22 protein-coding genes, 9 tRNA genes and 1 rRNA gene (1 of these 32 running past the window's edge) are annotated in these 26,326 nt (G+C 30.5%); 31 read left to right on the top strand and 1 reads right to left on the bottom strand.

Annotation, left to right across the window (positions count from 1 at the left end):
- Positions 1 to 143 precede the first annotated feature (143 nt).
- The 30 genes from spoVT (at position 144) to J1C67_RS05120 (ending at position 24,358) form a co-directional block, all read left to right on the top strand.
- Positions 144 to 692, top strand: a complete 549-nt coding sequence (spoVT, locus tag J1C67_RS05265; protein ID WP_089970021.1) for a stage V sporulation protein T — start codon at positions 144 to 146, stop codon at positions 690 to 692.
- Between the two features lie 134 nt (positions 693 to 826).
- Positions 827 to 2,365, top strand: a complete 1,539-nt coding sequence (locus J1C67_RS05260) for a putative polysaccharide biosynthesis protein (RefSeq protein ID WP_167867058.1) — start codon at positions 827 to 829, stop codon at positions 2,363 to 2,365.
- A gap of 15 nt (positions 2,366 to 2,380) precedes the next feature.
- A complete protein-coding gene (gene yabN / locus J1C67_RS05255; protein ID WP_167867059.1) occupies positions 2,381 to 3,841 on the top strand; it encodes a bifunctional methyltransferase/pyrophosphohydrolase YabN in 1,461 nt (486 codons plus the stop codon).
- Positions 3,842 to 4,076: 235 nt separating this feature from the next.
- Complete coding sequence (locus tag J1C67_RS05250) at positions 4,077 to 4,352, top strand: HU family DNA-binding protein (RefSeq protein WP_089970030.1); 276 nt, start codon at positions 4,077 to 4,079, stop codon at positions 4,350 to 4,352.
- 209 nt (positions 4,353 to 4,561) lie between these two features.
- Positions 4,562 to 4,822, top strand: coding sequence for an RNA-binding S4 domain-containing protein (locus J1C67_RS05245; RefSeq protein WP_089970033.1), 261 nt, complete (start codon positions 4,562 to 4,564; stop codon positions 4,820 to 4,822).
- Between the two features lie 52 nt (positions 4,823 to 4,874).
- A complete protein-coding gene (gene yabP / locus J1C67_RS05240; protein WP_089970036.1) occupies positions 4,875 to 5,168 on the top strand; it encodes a sporulation protein YabP in 294 nt (97 codons plus the stop codon).
- Positions 5,169 to 5,177: 9 nt separating this feature from the next.
- A complete protein-coding gene (gene yabQ, locus J1C67_RS05235) occupies positions 5,178 to 5,588 on the top strand; it encodes a spore cortex biosynthesis protein YabQ (RefSeq protein WP_167867060.1) in 411 nt (136 codons plus the stop codon).
- Positions 5,589 to 5,646: 58 nt separating this feature from the next.
- Complete coding sequence (locus tag J1C67_RS05230) at positions 5,647 to 5,922, top strand: FtsB family cell division protein (protein WP_089970044.1); 276 nt, start codon at positions 5,647 to 5,649, stop codon at positions 5,920 to 5,922.
- Between the two features lie 82 nt (positions 5,923 to 6,004).
- Positions 6,005 to 6,418 carry a S1 domain-containing RNA-binding protein gene (locus J1C67_RS05225; protein ID WP_089970048.1) on the top strand — a complete coding sequence of 138 codons (414 nt, stop codon included), beginning with the start codon at positions 6,005 to 6,007 and terminating at the stop codon, positions 6,416 to 6,418.
- 255 nt (positions 6,419 to 6,673) lie between these two features.
- Positions 6,674 to 6,760, top strand: a tRNA-Leu gene (locus J1C67_RS05220).
- A 24-nt stretch (positions 6,761 to 6,784) separates the two neighbouring features.
- Positions 6,785 to 6,860, top strand: a tRNA-Met gene (locus J1C67_RS05215).
- A gap of 7 nt (positions 6,861 to 6,867) precedes the next feature.
- A tRNA-Met gene (locus J1C67_RS05210) sits at positions 6,868 to 6,944 on the top strand.
- 22 nt (positions 6,945 to 6,966) lie between these two features.
- Positions 6,967 to 7,053 (top strand) — tRNA-Leu (locus tag J1C67_RS05205).
- 24 nt (positions 7,054 to 7,077) lie between these two features.
- A tRNA-Met gene (locus tag J1C67_RS05200) sits at positions 7,078 to 7,153 on the top strand.
- 7 nt (positions 7,154 to 7,160) lie between these two features.
- Positions 7,161 to 7,237: transfer RNA gene (locus J1C67_RS05195), tRNA-Met, on the top strand.
- A 21-nt stretch (positions 7,238 to 7,258) separates the two neighbouring features.
- Positions 7,259 to 7,345: transfer RNA gene (locus J1C67_RS05190), tRNA-Leu, on the top strand.
- A gap of 435 nt (positions 7,346 to 7,780) precedes the next feature.
- Entirely contained in the window at positions 7,781 to 10,168 is a 2,388-nt protein-coding gene (gene spoIIE, locus J1C67_RS05185) for a stage II sporulation protein E (protein ID WP_167867061.1), read from the top strand.
- Between the two features lie 179 nt (positions 10,169 to 10,347).
- Entirely contained in the window at positions 10,348 to 11,742 is a 1,395-nt protein-coding gene (gene tilS, locus J1C67_RS05180; RefSeq protein ID WP_167867062.1) for a tRNA lysidine(34) synthetase TilS, read from the top strand.
- Positions 11,743 to 11,746: 4 nt separating this feature from the next.
- On the top strand, positions 11,747 to 12,283 hold the full coding sequence (hpt, locus tag J1C67_RS05175; RefSeq protein WP_167867063.1) for a hypoxanthine phosphoribosyltransferase: 537 nt from the start codon (positions 11,747 to 11,749) through the stop codon (positions 12,281 to 12,283).
- A 27-nt stretch (positions 12,284 to 12,310) separates the two neighbouring features.
- Positions 12,311 to 14,110, top strand: coding sequence for an ATP-dependent zinc metalloprotease FtsH (gene ftsH / locus J1C67_RS05170; RefSeq protein WP_089970061.1), 1,800 nt, complete (start codon positions 12,311 to 12,313; stop codon positions 14,108 to 14,110).
- A 250-nt stretch (positions 14,111 to 14,360) separates the two neighbouring features.
- Entirely contained in the window at positions 14,361 to 16,031 is a 1,671-nt protein-coding gene (locus tag J1C67_RS05165; protein WP_167867064.1) for a formate--tetrahydrofolate ligase, read from the top strand.
- 131 nt (positions 16,032 to 16,162) lie between these two features.
- On the top strand, positions 16,163 to 16,942 hold the full coding sequence (locus J1C67_RS05160) for a type III pantothenate kinase (protein WP_089970067.1): 780 nt from the start codon (positions 16,163 to 16,165) through the stop codon (positions 16,940 to 16,942).
- Positions 16,943 to 16,948: 6 nt separating this feature from the next.
- A complete protein-coding gene (dusB, locus tag J1C67_RS05155) occupies positions 16,949 to 17,923 on the top strand; it encodes a tRNA dihydrouridine synthase DusB (protein WP_089970071.1) in 975 nt (324 codons plus the stop codon).
- A 278-nt stretch (positions 17,924 to 18,201) separates the two neighbouring features.
- A complete protein-coding gene (gene greA, locus J1C67_RS05150; RefSeq protein WP_089970072.1) occupies positions 18,202 to 18,684 on the top strand; it encodes a transcription elongation factor GreA in 483 nt (160 codons plus the stop codon).
- A gap of 14 nt (positions 18,685 to 18,698) precedes the next feature.
- Positions 18,699 to 20,204 (top strand): lysine--tRNA ligase, encoded by a 1,506-nt coding sequence (lysS, locus tag J1C67_RS05145; protein ID WP_167867065.1) that lies wholly within the window; start codon positions 18,699 to 18,701, stop codon positions 20,202 to 20,204.
- A 116-nt stretch (positions 20,205 to 20,320) separates the two neighbouring features.
- Positions 20,321 to 20,395, top strand: a tRNA-Asn gene (locus tag J1C67_RS05140).
- Positions 20,396 to 20,463: 68 nt separating this feature from the next.
- Positions 20,464 to 20,538: transfer RNA gene (locus J1C67_RS05135), tRNA-Asn, on the top strand.
- Positions 20,539 to 20,928: 390 nt separating this feature from the next.
- Entirely contained in the window at positions 20,929 to 22,320 is a 1,392-nt protein-coding gene (locus J1C67_RS05130) for a glycine--tRNA ligase (protein WP_089970078.1), read from the top strand.
- Positions 22,321 to 22,603: 283 nt separating this feature from the next.
- On the top strand, positions 22,604 to 23,995 hold the full coding sequence (gene murD, locus J1C67_RS05125) for a UDP-N-acetylmuramoyl-L-alanine--D-glutamate ligase (RefSeq protein ID WP_167867066.1): 1,392 nt from the start codon (positions 22,604 to 22,606) through the stop codon (positions 23,993 to 23,995).
- A gap of 93 nt (positions 23,996 to 24,088) precedes the next feature.
- Positions 24,089 to 24,358 carry a hypothetical protein gene (locus J1C67_RS05120; RefSeq protein ID WP_167867067.1) on the top strand — a complete coding sequence of 90 codons (270 nt, stop codon included), beginning with the start codon at positions 24,089 to 24,091 and terminating at the stop codon, positions 24,356 to 24,358.
- 44 nt (positions 24,359 to 24,402) lie between these two features.
- Here the strand turns inward: J1C67_RS05120 and J1C67_RS05115 are convergent, their stop codons facing one another.
- A complete protein-coding gene (locus J1C67_RS05115) occupies positions 24,403 to 25,389 on the bottom strand; it encodes a DUF5050 domain-containing protein (RefSeq protein WP_167867068.1) in 987 nt (328 codons plus the stop codon).
- 536 nt (positions 25,390 to 25,925) lie between these two features.
- Here J1C67_RS05115 and J1C67_RS05110 point away from each other — a divergent pair.
- A 16S ribosomal RNA gene (locus tag J1C67_RS05110) occupies positions 25,926 to 26,326 on the top strand; it runs 1,113 nt beyond the window's last position.

Raw genomic sequence — 26,326 nt, 5'->3', positions numbered from 1 at the left:
GACAAAGTCGGGTTCTTTTTTGCATGAAAAAATAGAATATTTAAATTAATTATATAAATATTGGCTATATGTGTATAAAATTTCTAAGAAGTCAAATAATAATAATGCAATTAGTTATTAATAAATAAGGGAGGAAACTTAAAATGAAGGCAACAGGAATTGTTAGACGTATTGATGACCTAGGTAGAGTAGTTATACCAAAAGAAATAAGAAGAACATTAAGGATTAGAGAAGGGGATCCTTTAGAAATATTTACTGATAGAGAAGGTGGCGTAATATTAAAAAAATATTCTCCTATTGGTGAATTAACAGACTTCTCAAAAGATTATGCAGATAGCTTGCAACAAGCTATTGGACATATAATTATTATAGCAGATAAGGATGCATTTATAACTGCTAGTGGAGCGCCTAAAAAGGAGTATGTAGAAAGAAAAGTAAGTCCAGAATTAGAGAAGATTATGGAAAATAGAAAACCTGTAATAATTATTGATCCAGCAAAAACTATTCCATTACATAATGATGAGGAAGACGGTAAATATACAAGTCAAGTAGTTGCTCCTATAATTGCTGAAGGAGATGCCATTGGAGTTGTAATTATTTTAACTAAAGAACCAGGCGAAAAACTTGGTGAATTAGAGTTGAAATTAGCTGAAACAGCAGCAGCATTCTTAGGAAAACAAATGGAACAATAAAATATAAAAACATTTTTTAAAGTATGCATATGTTAAATTATCTATAAAATAAAGTTAAACATAAAATAAAAGTAATAATACCTCTAAACTTTAAATAGAAATTATTATATAGAAATAAAGTTTGGAGGTATTTTATGAAGAAGCAATCATTAATTAAAGGTAGCTTAATTCTTGGAATTACAGGGATACTCGCAAGGTTCCTTGGATTATTTTTTAGATGGCCATTAATTATGCTTATAGGGGATGAAGGTGTAGGGTATTATCAAATGTCTTATCCGTTATATATGTTTTTTATTGCTATAGCATCTGGAGTTCCGGTTGCTATGTCTAAAATGATATCAGAAAAAAATGCAATAGGTGATAAAGAAGGGATTTTTGAAGTTGTTAAAGAATCAACTTATTTAATGTTGCTTTTAGGGATTGGAACAACATTAATACTTTTTTTCTTTGCGAATCCAATTATTAGTTTTTTAAAATGGAATCCTAAGTCATATTATGCACTTATAGGAATATCTTTTGCACCCTTAATTATATCTTTAATGACTATATACAGAGGTTTTTTTCAAGGACTTCAAAACATGACACCATCAGGTGTATCTCAAATTTTAGAACAAATAGGTAGAGTAATAGTAGGAGTTGGACTTGCTATATTGTTATTACCTAAAGGTATTGAGTATGCAGCAGGAGGCGCAGCTTTTGGAGCAGCAGCAGGTGGATTGCTTGGAGGTGGGTATCTATATTTAAAATATAGAAAAATTAAAAAACAAATGGGTATTAAAAAAGTTAAAACAAACACTCAATTACTAACGAGTATTTTGAAAATATCAATACCTATATCTATTGGAGCAACTGTTGGAACAATTATGAGTTTGATAGATTCAATAGTGGTTCCACAAAAGTTATTAGAAGCAGGTCTTTCTGAGACAGCGGCAACTATATTGTATGCACAATTAACAGGCAAAGCATCAGTAATAGTAAATATACCTCTAACACTGTCAATGGCACTGTGTATATCGTTAATTCCAATAATAGCTGAAAATTATATTCTAAGAAATAAAAAAGAAGTTGATAAAAAAATAGAATTATCTATGAAGTTATCAGCAGTAATATCATTGCCATGTATGCTTGGAATGTTTTTTCTAGCAGGACCTATTATGAAATTAATATTTCCCGGTAGATTTGAGGGGATAGAAATATTAAGATTTTTATCATTATCAATTCCATTTATTATAGTAACGCAAACAACAACATCCATAATGCAAGGGACAGGCCACTATATAGCACCTGTTATAAACCTGTTTATAGGATGTTTAGTGAAGATTGTACTTACGTGGATATTAGTGCCTATACCGTCTTTAAACATATATGGAGCTGTAATAGCTAGTGTGGGAGCCTATGTAGTTGCAACGATTTTAAACTTGATATCTATGAAGGTTAAAATGAAAACAAAACTTAAGTTCTATAGTTCCTTTATTAAACCAGCTTATGCAGCAATTTTAATGATAGTATCTACAATGTTTGCATATAATTTCTTATTTAAAAAGACATCTAGTAATAGTACTTCTTGCTTATTAGCAATACTTTTGGGTATTATTATATATGGAGTATCAATATTAATCTTTAGAGTGTTTAGCATGAATGAAATTAAGGAAAGATTAATAAAAAACAGATAAGAAGGAGAGAACCTTATGATAAAGATAGTAGGCTTAGGACCTGGTGCACCTGAGGCATTAACAATAGGAGCTGTTAAAGCTTTAGAGAAAAGTGAAAATATATTTTTCAGAACTGAAAAACATCCAACAGTAGATTATTTAAAAGAAAAGATGAAAACATTCAAAACATACGATCACTTTTATGAAGAGGGAAGTAATTTTGACGAAGTATATGAAAATATAGCTAAAGATATAATTTGTCAGTATAAAGAAAAGGGCGAATTAATATACGCTGTTCCAGGACATCCCTTAGTTGCAGAAAAATCTGTATTCAATTTAATGAAGTTATGTGATGAAAATAATATTGAATATAAAATACTTCCAGCAGTTAGTTTTATAGATGCTATGATAGATAGCTTGAAAATTGATCCTATTGAAGGAATTAAAGTTATAGATGCCTTTGATATGAAAAATCAAATATTAGACAAGAGAATAGGCACAATAATAACACAGGTGTACAACCCACTAATAGCATCAGAAGTTAAACTTCAATTATTAGAATTTTATAATGATGATACAATAATTGATTATGTAAGAGCTGCTGGCATAGAAGGTCAAGAAAGTATAAGAAAGATTCCTATATATGAGCTAGATATGCAAGAAGATATAGATTATTTAACATCTGTATATGTACCTAAGGATTTAAAAAACAAGCGAGATTTTAATGATTTAGTTTCAATAATTGATACATTAAGAGGTGAGGATGGATGTCCTTGGGATAGAGAACAAACTCACGAAAGTTTGAAAAATCAATTAATTGAAGAATGTTATGAAGTTATAGATGCTATAAATAATGAGGATATAGATGGAATTATAGAAGAACTTGGAGATGTTCTTTTACATGTAGTTTTCAATGCTTCAATTGGAAATGATGATGGGTATTTCAATATCACAGATGTAATAGAATCTATATGTACAAAAATGATTTATAGGCATCCTCATGTATTTAAGGATAAGAAAGAAACTACAAGTGAAGAAGTAATTACTACCTGGGATGAACTTAAAACTAAAGAAAAAAAATTTAATTCTGTAACTGAAGAACTAAAAGCTATAGCTAAAAGCTTGCCAGCGTTAATTAGGGCTGATAAGGTTCAAAAGAAAGCTGCTAAAGTTGGATTTGATTGGGATAATGTTGAAGAGGCGGCTTTAAAAGTTGAAGAAGAATTAAAAGAGGTATTAGAGGTATATAAATCAGATAATCAGGAGAAAATAATAGAAGAGGTAGGAGATTTAATATTTTCTTGTGTTAATGTTTCAAGATTTTTAAATGTTAATGAAGAAGAAGCTTTAAGTAAGACTACAGAAAAATTCATAAAAAGATTTAGTTTCATCGAAGAGTTTGCATTATCAAAAGGTAAAAAGTTAACAGAAATGAACTTAGAACAAATGAATAATTTATGGGATGAAGCAAAAAAAATAGAGAAAACACAAAAATAAATTTGACTAAAGAAGGAATTTTGTGTTTAATAGAGAATATATTTAAAGTGATTGTATAAAGCTATAGAAAACTATCATGATTACCTTGTAATAATTATCTTTTTATAACAAAAAATTCATAATGCTATGGACTAGTTTGAAAAGACACTATATAATAGGGTAATGTAGTTATGTACATAGAATAAAGCAGTTAACTACTAAAATATATAACTGGTTATTTAAGGAGGATGTAATTGTGAATAAAGCAGAATTAATTACTAGTATGGCAGAAAAGAGCAAATTAACTAAGAAGGATGCAGAAGCAGCTTTAAAATCATTTATAGAAAGCGTTGAAGAAACGTTAGAAAAAGGTGAAAAAGTTCAATTAGTTGGATTTGGTACTTTCGAAACTAGAGAAAGAGCAGCTAGAGAAGGAAGAAACCCAAGAACTAAAGAAACTATACAAATAGCAGCATCAACAGTTCCAGTATTTAAAGCTGGAAAAGAATTCAAAGAAAAAGTTAATAAATAATTATATAGGAACCCGAGTTATCTCGGGTTCTTTTAAGTGACACTTATGTTCCAGACTCGCGCAGCGAGACTGGAACATGTAGTGGAACTTACTCCTAGGAGCGTAGCGAGTAGGAGTTTCAGTTAAAAGAAAAACTTAAGGTCGCGTAAACCTGAGCATAGGCGATAATAAGAGCTTATTCATATTCTAATAATAAAGGAGAGTGCTTTATGAGATTAGATAAATATCTAAAAGTTTCAAGAATAATAAAAAGAAGAACAGTTGCAAAAGAAGTTTGCGCAAGTGGAAGAGTTACTATAAATGAAAAAGTTGTGAAACCGTCAGTAGACGTAAAAGCTGGGGACATTATAGAAATTTCTTTTGCAAACAGATCTTTAAAAGCTAGAATAACAAGTATTATTGAACATGTAAGAAAAGAAAATGCAAAAGAAATGTACGAGATATTAGAAGGCGTAGAAGATAAAGAATAAAAGTGAAACAACTTTCATATATTTTTATAAAGAATATGTGGAGGATATAACTATGGAAAGAAAAATAGAAAAAAAAGTAGAAGATGTAAGAGGAAATATAACGTTGGAGAACAGAAATAGATTAACATTAACAGGAGTAGAGGAAGTTATAAGCTTTGATGATGAAAAGATATTGATTAATACAAAATTAGGAGCATTAACTATTAAAGGATCTGAACTTAAGATGAATAAGTTAGATGTTCAAAATGGAGATGTTATAATAGTGGGTAAGATCGCATCTATGGTTTATAGTGGAAAAGAGCTTAAAAAAGAAAAAGAAAATATAATAACGAAGTTATTCAAATAGGAGTGTATTATGCTTTTACCAATAAGAATTCAATTTGATATAGTTTTATATGCTCTTTTAGCAGGTCTATTAACTGGTATTATGTTTGATCTTTATAGAATTATAAGAGGAGCTAAGGTTCCCAAATTTATTGTTTTTATACAAGACATATTATTTTGGAGCTTAGCTGCTGTAATAGTTTTTACTTTCTTGTTATATACTAATTATGCCTTTTTAGGAGCCTATGTATATATTTTTATGGTGATATCTTTATTATTTTATTTAAGGTTTATAAGTTCATTAATTTTCAAAGTTGAACTTATAATAATTGGCAAGATTAGAGGGGTTTCAAGACTTATATTTAAAAATATAGTCTATCCTATTAAATTAATATATTCAAAAATTTCAGGTAAAACTAAAGAACAAAAAAAAATAACTTGAATAAAGTATATATAATGTTTAAAATGTATATAGAATATATTTAAAAGAGGTTAATATAATGAAAAGAAGATTAACTTTCAAGGGCACTATTGTAATTTTACTTTTTGTAATTTTCATTATTAGTTTTATTAAACAAGAACTTACTATGAAAAGAATTCAGAATGATATAGTAGCAAATCAACAAGAGTTGACAAAACTTAAAGATGAAAATTTTAAGCTACAAACTGAATTGGATAATACACCATCTCATGATTATTTAGAAAAACTTGTAAGAGAAAGACTAGGTATGATAAAAGAAGGAGAAAAAGTGGTGAATTCCCAAAAAGAAAATTGAAAAAATATGTTTTAAAATCACAACAAATGGTTATTATTATAATGACATATATTATTTAATTTTAAGGAGGAATCTTTGTAACATGACCTTAATGGCAGGAAACATATTAGAAGGTACAGTGGTAAATATCACAAATTTCGGAGCTTTTGTGGAAATCGAAGGCAAAACAGGGTTAGTTCATATTTCGGAAGTAGCTGATTCATTTGTTAAGGATATCAGACAACACCTTACAGAACAAGATAAAGTAAAGGTGAAAGTAATATCAATAGATGATAATGGCAAAATAAGCTTATCTATTAAGCAAGCAAGTGTTCCTAAAAGAACAGTTAAGCCTGTTGAAATTGATTGGGCTTCAGAAAATAAGAAGTCTACAAACAATCACAATACAGCTGGGTTTGAGGACATAATGTCAAGATTCTTAAAGGATAGCGAAGAGAGACTTCAAGATGTAAAGAAAAACCAGGACTTTAAAAGTAGAAATGGTAAGAAAAGTTAAGCATAGCTTAAGAAAAATTTTAATTTAATATAAAACTTTACATAAAAAGCTAAGAGATATATCTCTTAGCTTTTTATGTATTTAAATAACAGAAGTTCAAAAAAGGTTGAACTACATATGGCTAAAATACAGGTTTATAGAGTTGATATAAGCAAAAAAAAGCATAAAATATAATAAACAATATAAAAAGTGTTGACAGTATTTGAATCCTGATATATAATTAATTTTGTCGTCAAGAGGCGATGGAAACAACATGCTGGAGTGGCGGAACTGGCAGACGCACAGGACTTAAAATCCTGCGGTAGTGATACCGTACCGGTTCAATTCCGGTCTTCAGCACCAAGTTGAATTTAGTTTTTATAATATCGCGGGGTGGAGCAGTTGGCAGCTCGTTGGGCTCATAACCCAAAGGTCGTAGGTTCAAGTCCTACCCCCGCAACCATATATCTGGCGGAATAGCTCAGCTGGCTAGAGCATTCGGTTCATACCCGAAGGGTCGTAGGTTCAAGTCCTATTTCCGCTACCATACAACCTTATAACATTAATATGCTGGAGTGGCGGAACTGGCAGACGCACAGGACTTAAAATCCTGCGGTAGTGATACCGTACCGGTTCAATTCCGGTCTTCAGCACCAAAAACTAAATTCAACATTTAATATCGCGGGGTGGAGCAGTTGGCAGCTCGTTGGGCTCATAACCCAAAGGTCGTAGGTTCAAGTCCTACCCCCGCAACCATATATCTGGCGGAATAGCTCAGCTGGCTAGAGCATTCGGTTCATACCCGAAGGGTCGTAGGTTCAAGTCCTATTTCCGCTACCATAAACCTTATAACATTAATATGCTGGAGTGGCGGAACTGGCAGACGCACAGGACTTAAAATCCTGCGGTAGTGATACCGTACCGGTTCAATTCCGGTCTTCAGCACCAAAGACTAAGTATTTATACTTAGTCTTTTTTGTTGTCTAAAAAATGAAAGGTTGATTTATGTATTTTAAAAATATGCCTTAATAAACTCATATCTTAAAATTCTACAAAAAATAAATTATGCATAGAAATATAATTTAAATAAATACAAATTTAAATAAATAGCGACATAAAGTTTTAAAAAAGTAAATAACTAATAAAATATATGAAGAACATTTAAATTCCAATAAATGTAAAATAACCTAGAGAAATAGCCGATTTTTAAAAATAGAAATATTAATGAAAAAGAAAATTAGTTTTATTTATATTAGAATAAGGGGGTTTATTGTCCTACGAAAAAAAAACTAGCTGACATTAAATGACATATAATTTTTTCCTAAGGTGCTATAATTCAGATTATATAAATTAGATATATTTTATGGAAGAAGGAGTGGCTGTATGCAGTACGGATTAGATGTAGGAACCTATAAGAGAGTTAATAATAGGAAAAGTAAAAAAAATATAAAGTTAAAAGATGCAACTGTAAACCTAATTATATGTTGTGGATTGGCATTTATGTTAAGTAGAGTTATATTATCCGTTACTCATGGGATGGGGATAGCGCCTTTTGGAATAGCGTACTTACTTGGTGTTATATCTAATAAAAAGAGTAAAGAAATGATTGGAGCTATGCTTGGTGTTGGAATTGGATATTTATCCATATATAAATCCTTAGATAATATTAATGTTTACATTATTGCATCTGTTATGGTGTTTTTATATGGGTATATTAAAAATAAGATAGGTTCAAAATATAAAGAGGGATTTGCATTTTGTATAATATTTTTAGTGTTCGGTGTTTATGGTGCAGTTATTCAGGCACAACCGCTAGGTGTTAATCTAACTTTCTCTTTAATAAAAGTAGTAACTATTATACCTGTGTACTATATTTTGAAATATGCCATGAATTGTATGGAAGAATTAAGGACAAATTATCTTTTCTCTACAGAAGAATTAATTAGTATATCAATTTTAATTTGTCTATTAGTGGCGGGGATCGGTAATGTAGCTATATTGGGGGTTTCTATAAGAAGTATAGTTGCTTTAAGTATAGTAATATTAATAGCCTATGTAAGTGGGACAGGCCTTGGTGCAGCTGTTGGCGTGACAATGGGGTTTCTAATAGGGATAACGACTAATGATATAATAGCATTAATAAGTCTTTATAGTGTGTGTGGGCTTATTGTGGGTATATTTAAAGATACAGGTAGAATTTTATCCTCGATTGCGTACGTGGTAGTTTACTTTATTGTTACTATGTACTCAGACACATTTGCTATGACTTCTGCTATGGAGGCTATTTTGGCTGGAATTATATTATTGATATTACCAAAAAATATTATAAATTTTGCAGTTAAAGAAGTTAATTCTGATAAAAAGGCAGAAATAATAAGTGATACACATCTGCAAGGAATAAAGAGTGAATTTATAGGTAGGTTAGATGGGCTTAAAGATGTTTTAGGGAGCCTATCAACATCAATAGATGACTTGGCAGAAAATGATAAATTATTATGGAAAAATAAAAGTACAGCTTTAGTAGAAAGTTTAGCAGATAGAGTTTGTTTCAATTGTGAATTAAAAGGAAAGTGTTGGGATAAAAATCTGCATAAAACATTTTCTTCTTTTGAAGAGCTTATAAGTAGTTGTGAAAAGAAAAAATTAAAGTTGCCAAAAGAGTTAGATAGGTATTGTCTTAAGAAAAGCAATTTACTAATAAGCTCTCAAGAACTTATAAATAATTATACAGTTAATGAAGCTCTTAAAAATAGATTGGGAGAAGGAAGAAAATTAATAGCTAATCATATCAATAACATGGCTTTAACTATGGGGGATATAGTCAGAGATTTTAATAAGGATATAACTGTATGTACGGATATAGATAGAATCCTTAGAAAAGCTTTGAATAAAAATAGTATGGAGTACACAGATGTATTTTCTTATATAGATAGAAAAGGTAGATTGAAAATTAAAGTTACTCTTAATAACTGCGAAGGGGCAAATTATTGTGTGAAAAAAATACTTCCAATTATTAATGGGATAGTCAAAATGCCAGTTTCACTAGGTGGAGATGGATGCAGAATAAATCCAGACACAGATGAATGTTCAGTAATTATTGAAGAAACACCTAAATATCATGTTGCATCTTATGTAGCTACTAATCCTAAATATGGTGAAAAATATACAGGCGATAGTTTTACCTTTGGTAAAAGTGAAGATGGAACTTATTTAAGTATTGTAAGTGATGGTATGGGATCAGGACCAGAAGCTGGGATTGAGAGTAAGGTTGCTGTAGATTTGGTAGAAAAGTTTATAACAACAGGCTTTAGTGATACTACAGCTATAAATACGGTGAATTCAATTATGGGAATGAAGTTTAGTGAAGATGAGAAGTTTACTACTTTAGATTTAAATATTATTGATTTGTATTCAGGTGAAGCTGATTTTATAAAAGTTGGAGGAGTTGCGAGTTTTATAAAAAGAGGAGAGGAAATAAGAGTTATTAAAAGTGAAAGCTTACCTTTTGGAATATTAGATAGTGTAGATGTAAATTCTGTGAAAAAGAAATTAAAGCATGGAGATATTGTTATAACATTAAGTGATGGGGTTATAGATGTAGATAAAAATAATCAAGGAAGTCATTTATGGCTAGAGGAATATTTAAGGTTTGCAGATACTAATCCGGAATCATTAAGTAGAGATATATTAGAAAAAGCAAAAATTTTAAGTGGGGGAAAAGTAACAGATGATATGACTGTGCTTGTATCAAAGATATATTCTGTTTATTAGAAAGTAAATTAAAGATGAGAGGAATTTAATATCTCGTCTTTTTTTATGAAGAAAATATTAATATTACTAAAATATAAGAATATAAGAATATAAGAATATAGAATGTATAGATATTTACAATATAACATTGAAAGGGTATTATATTATATATTAAAATATTTATACTAAGGATGGTATATATGATAGATAAAGTAAAGGTATTTGCTCAAAAAAATAATCTTATAGAAAATAATGATAAGATATTAGTAGCCTTATCTGGAGGTCCCGATTCGGTATGTTTACTTCATATGTTACATTCTTTAAAAGATGAACTAAACCTAACTATTGGAGCGGCTCATATTAACCACATGTTAAGAGGAGAAGAAGCTACAGGTGATGAACTGTATGTAGAGAAACTCTGTAAAAATTTAAGTATACCATGTTATATAGCAAGAATAGATATAGATAGTATATCGAAAAAAACAAGTATGTCTCATGAAATGGTAGGAAGAGATGAGAGATATAAATTTTTTGAAGCTATAAGCAATAAACATAAGTATAATAAGGTTGCCATAGCTCACAATGCAAATGATCAAGCAGAAACTGTAATCATGCGTATGATGAGAGGAACTGGGCTTGAAGGTTTAGTTGGGATAAGGGCAAAAAGAGGGGAAAATATAATAAGACCAATATTATCTCTTTCAAGGGAAGAAATAGAAACTTATTGTAGTGAAAAAAAATTAGAGCCAAGAATAGATAAAACAAATTTAGAAAATATTTATAGTAGAAATAAAGTGAGGCTGGACATACTTCCTTATATGAAAGAAAATTTTAATGAAGATATAATACAAGCACTAAATAGAATGGCAAGTATTCTTCAAAAAGATGATGAATATATAAATAAACAATGTAATAAAGCTTTTAAAAAGTATTGTGAATTAGAGTTAGAAAGTTTGTTAATAAATAAAGAACTATTCAAATTAGATGATGCAATAGTAACTAGAGTGATAAAAAAATCATTTATAGACTATTCAGGAAAATATATAAATTTTGAAATGAAACATATATATGATGTTATTGATTTGGCTAAGAAAGGAACTAATAAAAAAATAGATCTTCCAAATGATATTATAGCTGAAAATATATATGGAAATATATATTTAAAATGTAAAAAAAAGAAAGAGGAAAGTCAGCAAAATAACGAAATATTTATATCAAAAGAAGATTTATCTAATAATAATTTGAGATTTATGAATTATATTGTTAATATAGAAATAATAAATAATAAAAAAAATATAGAATTTTCTAATAATGACTTAATAAAATATTTTGATTATGATAAAATAAGAAAAGGGATAATTATTAGAACTAGAAAAGATGGAGATAAGATAATACCTTTAGGAATGACTGGAAATAAAAAATTAAAAGATATTTTTATAAATAATAAAGTTCCTAAAGATGAAAGGGATATTGTACCCATAATTTGTTTTGACAATAACATATCTTGGATAGTTGGACATAAGGTTTCTGAGGATTACAAAGTTACACAAAAAATAGAAAAAATTATAAAAATAAAGCTTGTTAGAAAGGAATAATTAAATGAACAGAGATATTAAAGAAGTATTATTTACCGAAGAAAAAATAATGGAGACAATTAAAGAAATTGCTAAAAGAATAAGTGAAGATTATAAGGGCAAAAACCTATTAGTAGTAGGGGTGTTAAAGGGGTCAGTAATATTTGCATCAGATCTTATAAAAAACATAACAATTCCTTGTGAAATAGATTTTATGGCAGTTTCAAGTTATGGAAGTTCAAGCGAAACTTCAGGTGTTGTGAGAATATTAAAAGATTTAGATCACAGTATAGAAGGAAAGGATTTGCTTATAGTTGAAGATATAGTAGATAGTGGAGTTACTTTAAGCTATCTTCTTGAATATTTAAAAACAAGAAAAGCAAACAGTGTAGAAATAGCAGCACTATTAACAAAACCATCTAGAAGAAAAGTAGAATTAGAAGTAAAATATTCTGGTTTGGAAGTTCCAGATGAATTCTTAGTAGGTTATGGTTTAGATTTTTCAGAAAAGTATAGAAATCTACCTTACGTAGGAATATTAAAAGAAGAAATATATAAATAAAAATAAAATAAGAAAGGGGGCCCTTGAATGAAGAAATATTCAAGCGCAACTGTGTGGTTAATCGCAATTTTAATTCTTTTCATGTCAGCTACATTCCTATGGAATAATAATAAAATGTCGGATAAAATAGCTTATAGTGAATTTGAACAAAAATGGAGCGACGGTGAAATTGATAGTTTAGTAGTACAAAATGATAATATGACTATAACAGGTAAATATAGAGACGCTAAACAATTCACAACTTATGCACCAGTTGAAGTATTAAAGGTATTAATAGAAAAAAGAGAGGCTAACGATGTAAGAATAGATTTTGAAGCACCTTCAAAAAATAATATAATACTTACTATGTTACCAATAATAATGATGGGTATATTATTTTTTGGATTTATGTTTATTATGAAACAACAATCACAAGGCGGCGGAAGCAAGGGTGTAATGAACTTTGGTAAAAGCAAAGCCAAAGTGGTTAATCCAGAATCACAAAAAGTAACTTTTCAAGATGTTGCAGGAGCAGATGAGGAAAAAGGAGAACTTGAAGAAATAGTGGACTTTTTAAAGCTGCCTGCCAAATATATAGAAATGGGAGCTAGAATACCTAAAGGTATCTTATTAGTAGGACCTCCGGGTACAGGTAAAACTTTACTTGCAAGAGCAGTAGCTGGTGAAGCTGGAGTTCCGTTTTATAGCATATCAGGATCAGATTTTGTTGAAATGTTTGTTGGTGTAGGAGCTTCAAGAGTAAGAGATTTATTTGGAGAAGCTAAGAAAACAGCGCCATCATTAATATTTATTGATGAAATAGATGCTGTAGGTAGAAAAAGAGGAGCAGGGCTTGGTGGTGGTCATGATGAAAGAGAGCAAACTCTTAATCAACTACTAGTTGAAATGGATGGGTTTGGAGCTAATGAAGGTATAATTATGATTGCAGCTACAAATAGACCAGATATTTTAGATCCAGCCTTATTAAGACCAGGTAGATTTGATAGACAAATAGTTGTAGGTGTACCAGATGTTAAGGGTAGAGAAGAAGTTTTAAAGGTTCATACTAAGAAGAAACCTTTAGCAGAAGAAGTTGACTTACATGTACTAGCTAAAAGAACACCAGGCTTTAGTGGTGCTGATTTAGAAAATGTAGCAAACGAAGCAGCACTTTTAGCTGTAAGAAATGAAAAGAAAAAAATTGGAATGAATGAATTTGAAGATGCTATTACTAGAGTTATGGTAGGAACTGAAAAGAAGAGTAGAGCTATTAATGAATACGATAGAAAGCTAACAGCTTATCATGAAGCAGGTCATGCTGTTGTTATGAGACTTCTAGAACATTCAGATCCAGTTCATGAAATAAGCATCATTCCAAGAGGTTTGGCTGGTGGATACACTATGCACTTGCCTAAAGAAGATAGATCATATACATCTAAGGCGAAGCTAAAAGATGATATGGTTGGTCTATTAGGTGGAAGAGTATCGGAAAAAATAATATTATCAGATATAAGTACTGGAGCTAAAAATGATATTGATAGAGTAAGTGCTATATCAAGAGCTATGGTTATGCATTATGGAATGAGTGATAAGATAGGATCTATATCTTATGGCAGTGATAATAATGAAGTGTTCCTTGGTAAAGATCTAGGCTCAAGTAAAAATTTCAGTGAAGAGATTGCAGCTGAAATAGATAAAGAAGTTAAGAGCTTTATTGATGAAGCTTATAATAGAGCAGAAACTTTACTTAGAGAAAATATTACTAAGCTACATGCAGTAGCAGGTGTTTTATTAGAAAAAGAAAAGCTTGATGGTAAAGAATTCGAAGCAATATTTGATGCTAATTAAAAAGCAGCCCTAATTAGGGCTGCTTTTTCTGTATTAAAGATGTCTAAATAATCAAAAATATTGAATGAAATAAGGTCTATCGCGAATTATATTAATTAATTCATGATAATTAATAGAATATAACTAATAAATACGAATGATAAAATAAAAAATGAATTAATTATTCGATGGAATATATTAAAATAATAAAGTTAATGATATAATCAGGTATGTTTAAAAAAATGTTCAACTAATTAGGGAGGGTTTAAAAATGAAAAATGATATACAAATAGCTCAAGAGGCTAAAATGGAACACATAGTAAAAATAGCAAAAAAACTGAATTTAAGTGAAGATGATATAGAACAATATGGTAAATATAAATGTAAGATATCATTAGATGTATTAGAAAAAAATGCACACAAAAAAGATGGGAAATTAGTTCTTGTAACAGCTATTAATCCAACACCAGCTGGAGAAGGTAAATCTACAGTTACAGTAGGTCTTGGGCAAGCTTTATGCAAAATGGGTAGAAATGCAGTCATAGCACTTAGAGAACCTTCTCTTGGACCTGTATTTGGCATTAAAGGTGGTGCTGCAGGTGGAGGTTATGCTCAAGTTGTGCCAATGGAAGATATAAACTTACATTTCACAGGGGATATGCATGCAATAACATCAGCAAATAATTTATTATCAGCGGCTATAGATAATCATATTCATCAAGGAAATGTTTTGAGAATAGATTCAAGAAGAATTACTTTTAAAAGAGTTATGGATATGAATGACAGAGCTCTTAGAAACATTGTTGTTGGAATGGGTGGAAAAATAAATGGATTTCTAAGAGAAGATGGATTTATGATAACTGTAGCTTCAGAAATTATGGCTATATTATGTTTAGCTAATGGTTTAGAAGATTTAAAAGAAAGAATGGGCAGAATAGTAATAGGATATGACTTAGATGGAAGTCCTGTTTACGCTAAGCAATTAGAAATTCAAGGTGCTATGGCATTATTAATGAAAGATGCAATAAAACCTAATCTTGTACAAACTTTAGAAAATACACCAGCTATAATTCATGGTGGACCATTTGCTAATATTGCACATGGGTGTAATTCAATAATAGCAACAAAAATGGCACTTAAATTAAGTGATATAGTTGTTACTGAAGCAGGTTTTGGAGCGGATTTAGGAGCAGAAAAGTTCTTAAATATAAAATGTAGATATGGTGAATTAACACCAAACTGTGTAGTTATAGTTGCAACAATGAGAGCTCTTAAGCATCATGGGGGAGTTAAAAAGGATGATTTAAATATTCCAAACGTTGAAGCTTTAAAGATTGGTATAGTAAATTTAGAAAAACAAATTGAAAATATTAAGAAGTTTAATGTGCCAGTAGTAGTAGCTATTAACAAGTTCCTAACAGATAGTGTGGATGAAATTGAATTTATAAAAGAATTCTGTGGAAAACTTGGAGTTCGAGTTGCACTTTCAGATGTTTGGGCTAAAGGTGGAGAAGGTGGATTAGAATTAGGTGACATAGTTACTGATATTTTAGATAATGAAGAGTCAAATTTCACAACATTGTATAGTGAAAAAGAAAAAATTGAAAATAAAATATTAACAATTGCAAAAGAAATTTATGGTGCAAAAGGTGTTGTTTATACTCCTGCGGCTAAGAAACAAATTGCAGAACTTGAAAAATTTAATTTGGATAAATTACCTGTTTGTATGGCGAAGACACAATATTCTTTATCTGATAATCCGGCGTTACTTGGGAAGCCTCAAGGGTTTGACATAACAGTTAAGGAAATTCGTGTATCTAATGGGGCAGGGTTTATAGTTGCTTTAACTGGTGATGTAATGATTATGCCAGGGCTTCCAAAGGTGCCAGCTGCAAATAAAATGGATATATTAGATGGTGGAAAAATAGTAGGATTATTTTAATATACTAATTTACAACCCTTGACAAAAAAACTATAATTGTTAAAATTATATTGTTAATTTTAAGGATTATAAATACTTAAAATAAAAGTGGCTTTAGGGCTGCTTTTAATTGTGTTGAGGATGGTGCTTTTATGATTTTATTGGTGGATGTAGGTAATACTAATATAGTTCTAGGGGTGTATAAGGATAGTGAATATGTTGCTAGTTGGAGACTTTCTACTGATGTTAAAAAAACTTCAGATGAATATGAGATACAAGTAATGCAACTATTTACTCAAAGTAAATTAGACCCTAAAGAGGTTGAGGGCATAATTATTTCGTCAGTTGTACCAAATATAATGCACTCTTTAGAAAATATGATAAAAAAATCTTTTGGAATAAACCCAATAGTAGTTGGACCTGGAGTTAAAACAGGAATAAATATAAAATATGATAATCCAAAGGAAGTAGGGGCAGATAGAATAGTAAATGCGGTAGCGGCAAATGATAGGTATTATAGAGATATGATAATAATTGATTTTGGAACAGCTACTACCTTTTGTTCTGTGACAAAAGAAGGGAATTATCTTGGGGGCTGTATTGTACCAGGTGTTAAAATAGCCTCAGATGCACTATTTGAGAGGGCTGCAAAGTTACCAAGAGTAGAACTTGAAGTTCCTAGGAATATAATATGTAAAAATACAATTTCAAGTATGCAAGCGGGAATACTTTATGGCTATATAGGTCAAGTTGAATATATAGTTAATAAAATTAAAAAAGAAATGATGGATCTTGGGTCAGATGAACCTTTAGTAATAGCGACAGGTGGCTTAGCTAAATTAATAGCTAAAGAAACTGATGTTATTGATAAGGTGAAATCTAGTTTAACATTAGAGGGGTTAAGAATAATATACGAAAAGAATAAGGAGTAGTATAATATGAAAATTGGAAACCTAGAGTTTAAAAATAATGTTTTTCTAGCACCTATGGCAGGAGTTACAGATATATCATTTAGAGGTCTATGCAAAGAAATGGGCTGTGGACTAGTTTATACTGAAATGGTAAGTGCAAAAGCATTACACTATGGAAGTGAAAATACGAAGACGTTGCTTAGAATATCTGAAGAAGAAATGCCTGTAGCTGCGCAAATTTTTGGAAATGATCCAGAAATAATGGCAGAGGTAGTAAAAAAATATTTTAATGAAAGAAAAGATATATGTATTATAGATGTTAACATGGGGTGCCCTGTAAACAAAATAACTAAAAATGGTGAAGGATCAGCATTAATGCAAAATCCAAAGTTAGCTGCAGAAATAGTTAAAAGTTTAAAAGCTGCTTCAAATAAGCCTGTAACTGTAAAGTTTAGAAAAGGCTTTGATGAAGAAAATGTAAACGCAGTAGAATTTGGGAAAAGATTAGAAGATGCAGGGGTAGATGCCATTACAGTCCATGGGAGAACTAAGACACAGATGTACGAAGGTAAGGCAGATTGGGATATAATCGCTAAGGTTAAAGCGGCAGTCAGCATTCCAGTTATGGCAAATGGAGATATATTTACGCCAGAAGACGCTTTGAAAGTAAGAGAACAAACTAATTGTGATGGGATAATGATTGCAAGAGGTAGCATGGGTAATCCATGGATATTTAAACAAGTTGAAAAAGCGTTAAATGGAGAAAAGCAACTAATTATTACATCATCAGATAAAATAGATATGTGTATAAGACATTATGAGTTAGCTTTAAAATACGACGGTGAACATAAAGCTGTTAGAGAAATGAGAAAACATGCTTCTTGGTATCTAAAAGGTTTAGAAAGAAGTAGTGAAGTTAGAAATGTAGTTAATACTATTGATGGAAGTGCTAGAGTTATAGAGCTATTAAGAGAATATAAAGAAGAATTAATAAAATTATAATTTTTTGGACATTAAATAATAGGTAAGAGAATATGTATAGGTAAGCATCTTAAAAATAACCTTCAAATGTGAGATGTATATTGACTGGATATTTTTTAAACAAAATCTTAAAAATATCAATAAGAAGGATTAATAATAGATTCAATGGTGTAAAAGTTTTCACACTCGTTGACATATTAACCTTGCTGATTTATAATATCTTAAATGATTTGAAGAAATACAAGGCTTTAAAAAGGTGTTGTTATATAAACTAGTAAGATTGAGAAGGGGAGAAAAATATGAGTGAAGCAAAAAAATTCTTAATGACTTATAAGGGTCTTAAAAAACTAGAGGATGAATTAGAACTTTTAAAGACAGTTAAAAGAAAAGAAATAACTGAAAAGATAAAAGTCGCTTTAGGTTATGGCGATTTAAGCGAGAATTCAGAATATGATGAAGCTAAAAATGATCAGGCTTTTACAGAAGGAAGAATACTTCAATTAGAAAATATGCTTAAAAATGCTACAGTTGTGGATGAAGCAGATGTTCCAACTGATAAAGTTGCAGTAGGTTCAATAGTTAAAGTTAAAGATTATGAGTTTGATGAAGAAGTAGAATATTATATAGTAGGTTCAGCAGAAGCAGATCCTATAGAATTTAGAATATCAAACGAATCACCAGTAGGAAGCGCTCTTATTAATAAAAAAATTGGTGATGTAGTTGAAGCTATAGTACCAAATGGGACGAGTAAATTTGAAATACTTGCGATTAGAAGAGATTAACGGAGGGATATTTAATGTCAACTGAGGAAATGAATATACAAGAACTTGAGGCTCAATGTACTGAACAAGAAGGCTTAAGAAGAGAAAAATTAGTGGACTTGCAAAATAGAGGTAAAGATCCATTTGATGTTTATAAAGTAGAGAAAACACATTCTTCTGAAGAAGTTAAGAGTAACTTTGAGACTTTAGAAGGATCAACTGTAACTGTTGCAGGAAGAATAATGTCTAAGAGAGGACAAGGAAAAGTTGTATTCTCAGACATACAAGATAGAGATGGAAGAATTCAATTATTCATAAAAATTGATGCTGTTGGAGAAGAAGAAATAAAGGATTATAAAACATATGATCTTGGAGATTGGGTTTGCGCAACAGGAGAAATTTTCAAAACAAAAACTGGAGAAATATCAGTTAAAGTTTCAAAATTCCAATTAATCTGTAAGGCCTTAAAACCTCTTCCAGAAAAATGGCATGGATTAAAAGATCCAGATCTAAGATACAGACAAAGAGAAGTAGATATAATAACTAATCCAGAAGTGAAAAATACTTTTATAAAAAGAGCTAAAATAGTAAGAAGTATAAGAGAGTTCTTAGATAATAAAGGTTTCTTAGAAATTGAAACCCCAATGCTTGCACCAATAGCTGGTGGAGCATCGGCAAGACCTTTTGTTACTCATCATAATACTTTAGATATAGATATGTATTTAAGAATAGCTCCAGAGTTATACTTAAAAAGAGCTATAGTAGCAGGATTTGAAAAAGTTTATGATATGGGAAGAACATTCAGAAATGAAGGAATGTCAGTAAGACATAATCCTGAATTTACAATGATAGAATTATATGAAGCATTTGCTGATTATAACGATATGATGGAAATAACAGAAAACATGATTGCTTATGTTTGTGAAAAAGTTAATGGAACAACTAAGGTTACTTACCAAGGGACTGAAATAGACTTTATGCCACCTTGGAATAGAATAACTATGGTTGATGCTGTTAAAGAACATGCTGGTGTTGATTTCAATGGAATTAAATCAAATGAAGAAGCTCAAGCTATAGCTAAGGAAAAACACTTAGAGTTTAAGAAAGATCTTAAACATGTAACTAAGGGTGAAATATTAAATATGTTATTTGAAGAATATGCAGAAAAACATATGATTCAACCAACATTTATAGTAGATTATCCGGTTGAAATTTCACCTCTTACTAAAAAGAAGAGAGGAAATGAGGAGTTTACTGAAAGATTTGAAGGATTTATATTTGGTAGAGAAGTGTGTAATGCTTACTCAGAATTAAATGATCCAATAGTTCAAAGACAAAGATTTGAACAACAAGCTAAGGAAAGAGAACTTGGCGATGATGAAGCATACATGGTAGATGAAGAATTTATGAGTGCTTTAGAAACAGGAATGCCACCAGCAGGTGGTCTTGGAATTGGTATAGATAGAATGATAATGTTCTTAACTGATTCAGCATCAATTAAAGATGTTATAATGTTCCCAACTATGAAGCCTTTAAAATAGGATAAATAGGCACCTTGAGAAGGGTGCCTACTTTTTTTTATTGTAAAATATAAAAAAGATTATAAAAAGTATTGCGCTTTTGGGATATTATGATATAATAAATAAAGTAATGACATTCCGCGATAGCTCAACGGTGGAGCACTCGGCTGTTAACCGATAGGTTGGAGGTTCAAATCCTCTTCGCGGAGCCAATTCAAACCTAGTTTGAAAGTTGTTGCAAAAAAAGAAATTTATGCTATAATAATAGTATAGTAAATATTCCGCGATAGCTCAACGGTGGAGCACTCGGCTGTTAACCGATAGGTTGGAGGTTCAAATCCTCTTCGCGGAGCCAATTTCTTAAGAAGGTGTTGAAAAACATCATTTTTTTTTCTCTAAAATAAATAGGTTTAAAAAGGTAAAAGTATTTAAGCTTTTACCTTTAATTTTTATAATTATAGATTTTCAAAGTATTATCACAATAATACTTGACATATAAAAGTCTTTTGGTAAAATTAATATATAATTTAATATATACGGTGATGAAGATAAGTAATTTAAAAATCATTTTTAGAGAGACAATGTTAGGTGTAAATTGTTAATGATTTAAAATGAATGGAGCTTTTGAGTGTAGGTAAATAGAAAGTTGGGCTAAAGCCAAGAAGGGTGGAACCGCGGAATAAGAATTTCGTCCCTTTGTGGTTTAAGGCTTTTTTTTATTCAAAATTAATAGGAGGTAGTTTAAATGGCAGTAGAAAAAACTATGGACAAAATAGTTTCTCTTTGTAAGAGCAGGGGATTTGTATTTCCTGGATCAGACATTTATGGAGGTCTTGCAAATTCTTGGGATTACGGTCCTTTAGGAGTAGAATTTAAAAATAACGTTAAAAAAGCATGGTGGAAAAAATTCGTTCAAGAAAGTCCATACAACGTTGGTGTTGATTGTGCTATATTAATGAATAATAAAGTTTGGGAAGCATCAGGACATATTGGCAGTTTCTCAGATCCACTAATGGATTGTAAAGATTGTAAAGCTAGATTTAGAGCAGACAAAATTGTTGAAGATCACATGACTGAAGGAGGCGCTGAAGTAGCATCTGCTGATGGTTGGTCAAATGAACAATTAAAAGAATATATAGAAGTTAATAATATAGTTTGTCCTAAATGTGGAAAAATGAACTATACAGATATAAGAAAGTTCAACTTAATGTTTAAAACATTCCAAGGAGTAACTGAAGATGCTAAAAATGAAATATACTTAAGACCAGAAACAGCTCAAGGTATATTTGTAAACTTTAAAGCAGCTCAAAGAACTTCAAGAAAGAAAGTTCCATTTGGAATAGCTCAAATAGGAAAATCATTCAGGAATGAAATAACACCAGGAAACTTTACATTTAGAACAAGAGAATTCGAACAAATGGAATTAGAATTTTTCTGTAAACCAGGAACAGATTTAGAGTGGTTTGGATATTGGAAAAACTACTGCTGGGATTTCTTATTAAACTTAGGTATTGAAAAAGATAGCATAAGAATGAGAGATCACGCAGCAGAAGAATTATCATTCTATTCAAATGCAACTTCGGATATAGAATACCGTTTCCCATTTGGATGGGGAGAACTTTGGGGTATAGCTGATAGAACTGATTATGACTTAACAAAGCATCAAGAACATTCAGGTCAAGATATGAAATATATGGATCCAATAACTAATGAAAAGTATATACCATATGTTATAGAACCATCACTTGGAGCTGATAGAGTGGTTTTAGCCTTCTTAGTAGAAGCTTATGACGAAGAAGTGTTAGAAGGCGGAGATGTAAGAAGCGTAATGCATTTCCATCCAGCACTTGCGCCATACAAAGCTGCTATATTACCTCTTTCAAAGAAACTTTCAGAAAAAGCTTTAGATGTATATTCAGAATTAAGCAAGAAGTTCAATATAGAATATGATGAAGCAGGAAGTATAGGAAAGAGATATAGAAGACAAGATGAGATAGGAACTCCATATTGCATAACAATAGATTTTGACACATTAGAAGATAATGCTGTAACTATTAGAGATAGAGATACTATGGAACAACAAAGAGTTAAAATAGAAGAGTTAGATGCATTTATTGCAAAGAGTTTAGAATTTTAATAAAGATATTTAAAAGATACAAACTTATGTGGTTTGTATCTTTTTTTTGATTAATAAGAAGATAAAGGAGAATAGAAGACAATCTGACTAGTTATTTTTTAAAAATCTCTTAGTTGGATAAGTGGAGTTATAGTTAAAAGTGAGGGGATGCGGTTTAACCTCCTCACTTTTTATAGAATATAAATAATTTAGATGTTATAATTAGAAAGAAATGGGACAGACTTAATAATATAAGCATAAAATGAATAATTGTTTATATTGTATATATGGTGGAGGATTAATAATGAAAAAGAATTTCAATGAATTTAAAGAATTTATAAAGAATAAGAATGTAGCAGTAGTAGGAATAGGTGTTAGTAATATACCTCTTATTAACTTTTTAGTTAAGTTAGGTGCAAAGGTTACTGCTTTTGATAAAAAGACAGAAGGAAAATTAGGAGATGTTGGGGCAGAATTTAAAGCTATTGGTGTTAAGTTAGAACTAGGAGAAGATTATTTAAACAACTTAACAGGTTTTGAAGTTGTATTTAAAACTCCATCCATGAGAATAGATTGTGATGCTCTTGTTAAAGTAAAAGAAGAAGGGTCTTATATAACTTCAGAAATGGAAGAGTTCGTAAGATATTGCAAAGGTAAAGTATATGGAGTTACAGGTAGTGATGGTAAAACAACAACAACAACAATAATATCAAAGCTTTTAATAGCGCAGGGGTACAAAACTTGGGTTGGAGGAAATATAGGAACTCCACTTTTTGCACAGATAGAAGAAATAGAAGAAAATCATAGAGTTGTATTAGAATTATCTAGTTTTCAACTAATGACTATGAATTCTCCTATAGATATAGCTGTAGTAACTAATCTAGCTCCAAATCATTTGGATATGCACAAAGATATGGAAGAATATATAAATTCTAAAAAAAACGTATTCTTATATCAAGATAAGGGTAATATATTAGTTTTAAATAGAGATAATGAAATTACTTTTGGGTTTGAAAAAGAAGCTAAATGTGAGGTTAGAGAATTTAGCTCAAAAAGAGTATTAGGTAATGGTGCTTATTATGAAAATGGAACATTGTATTTAATGGGCAAAGAAGTTTGCGAAAAAGACAATGTTGTTATTAAGGGCATTCATAATGTTGAAAATTATTTAGCTGCATTTATAGCAGTTAAAGATGATGTAAAGATAGATACTATGAAGAATGTAGCAGAAACTTTTGTTGGAGTTGAACATAGGTGTGAATTAGTTGGAGAATTAGAGGGTGTTAAATACTATAATGATTCTATAGCATCAAGTCCTACGAGAACTTTAGCAGGATTATTTGCATTCGAAAAGAAAGTAATTTTAATAGCAGGTGGATATGACAAAAATCTTCCTTTTGAACCCTTAGCTTATGAAGGATATCCATTTATAAAACAATTGATATTAGTTGGAGCTACTAAAGAAAAGATAAAAGCTGCGTTTAATAAGTTAAAAGAAGAAAAAGGGATAGAGATACCTACAATTACAGTTGAATCATTAGAAGAAGCTGTAATAATAGCTAAAGATATAGCGAAAAAAGATGATATAGTTACATTATCACCAGCCTGTGCATCTTTTGATATGTTTCAAAATTTTGCAGTTCGAGGAAATAGATTTAAACAATTGGTTAGGGACCTTAAAAATGATTTGAAATAGGTATTGAAACTATGTATTTTGTTTCCAAAAATATGGTATAATGTTTACAATGTAGAAATGTGTAAAAGAAAAAACATAGATGGGGGAAGTAAAATGGAAATAGTTGTAGTTATAGTTTTATCGTTTGTTCTTAGTGCTATATTAAATAACTTAGCAGCAAAGAAAGGGTGGAAGAAGAAAGCAGAAATATATGCTGAAGATAGAAATTATTTAAAAATTTTACCAGTTGTATTAATAGGATTATATATAGTTACTGTTTTAGTATTGCCAAGAGTGGGAATAGTTTTACCAGTAGCGATACTTTTAATAATTCAAGTTATATGTATTACTTTAGCAGTATTTTTATTTGAATTATTTAGATAAGTCACTAAAAACAGACTCTGATTTTTATCAGAGTCTGTTTTGTTTTATTTTAGTATAAAAGATTTATTTACATCAGGGCTCTTTTCTAGAAAAATCCCTTTTTGAGTAGGGAAATAATTATTTATAGCATCATCAGTTAATTTTGATGTAGAAGCAGTATTTTTTCCAAAATCAATTGTTAATGATGATAATCTATTAGACGAATCGTTATCTATAATGAATGCCTTTTTATCTGATATTTTTAAATTCTCGCCATGAACTAGGGTCAAACGATTAGTTTTGAGTGTACTTGGATTAGTTCTATACAAAGTGTTATTGTCCTCAGAATTTATATATAAAACTTCACTTTCGTAAGGAATAAAACTATCCACTGAAACATCTGTAAGCTTCATTTTATTTGAACCGTCTAATTTTATGCTATAAAGGTTGGCTTTGTCGGAAAGATTTTGATAAAGTATGTAATCGCCATTAATTATAAACTTTCCGAAACTATCATTTGTGATTATACCTGAAGTGGAATCTTTTGCATTGTAGAAATATAATTTATTGTTATCATTTTTATTAATATAGTAAAGGGTATCTAGTGTGGCTGTTAAGTTAAGTGCGTAATTATTGTTAATTTTTTTCGATTCATTGTTTTGGTAATTTAAAGAATATAATGTGTTTCCATCTGAGCCATTAGAAAAATATACAATATCATTAATTGCAGCAATTGATTCAATGGGATATTCGAAAATATCTTTTATATTAGATTGATTAATGTAACCACTAGCTTTTGGTTCTTCCATTGTAGATAATCTATTGTTATTTTCTTTGTCGGGAAAGAAAATAAGATTACCTAGTGACAAGTAAGGTGAGTAAGAAATCGCAGTATCGGTTATTACTAGTGTTGGGGTAGGGGAACTGCTATTTGATGTTTTATCGTTAGTAACACCTATAAGGGTATCTGTATTAGTTGAACTTTTATTACTGTTGCATCCTATAAGTAGAAAAGAAGACAATAGTAAAGTAAGCAAAAGTTTTTTTCTCATTTGAATCCTCCTAAAATAAATATGGGTTTATTTGTTTATATACTCTTATAATAAATTAAATCGAATGATAAGTACAATATAATTATAAAAAATAGGATAAATATAAAGCGAAAATTATGAAAATAAGAATTTTTATGTGGAAATAGGAAAGAAAATAGGTTAACTTATCCTGGCGTATCAATATAAGAAAAATAAAGTAATTTAGAGAAAAATGAAGTAAATTAGAAATAAACTTAAAAAACATATGAGTTTATATATGGCAGAAGGGCATAAACATGATATTATAAATGACGTCGGAGAAAACAACGACAACTAAAATAAACTCCTAAAAAATATTTTGAAAAAAATATTGACAGGAAAGGTAATAAATGATATTATGAGTAAGCAGTCGAATACGGCTGAAAAAAATAAGTAGATCTTTGAAAATTGAACAGATAATTAAAGTTAAGTAATAATAACCAGCAATTCTTTTTGAGAGTCAGCGAATAAAGGAAACTTAGCTCGAAAGAGATAAGGAGTACTACAAGATTAAACTTTTTAGTGAGAGTTTGATCCTGGCTCAGGACGAACGCTGGCGGCGTGCCTAACACATGCAAGTCGAGCGAGAGGAGTTCTTCGGAACGAATCTAGCGGCGGACGGGTGAGTAACACGTGGGCAACCTACCTTATAGAGGGGAATAGCCTTCCGAAAGGAAGATTAATACCGCATAACATTGCAGTTTCGCATGAAGCAGCAATTAAAGGAGAAATCCGCTATAAGATGGGCCCGCGGCGCATTAGCTAGTTGGTGAGGTAAAGGCTCACCAAGGCGACGATGCGTAGCCGACCTGAGAGGGTGATCGGCCACATTGGGACTGAGACACGGCCCAGACTCCTACGGGAGGCAGCAGTGGGGAATATTGCACAATGGGGGAAACCCTGATGCAGCAACGCCGCG

It is taken from the genome of Clostridium gasigenes (assembly GCF_017348895.1).
Classification (GTDB): domain Bacteria; phylum Bacillota; class Clostridia; order Clostridiales; family Clostridiaceae; genus Clostridium; species Clostridium gasigenes.
Note: the sequence above shows the minus strand (reverse complement) of the source record. Positions and strands in the feature narration are given on the sequence as shown.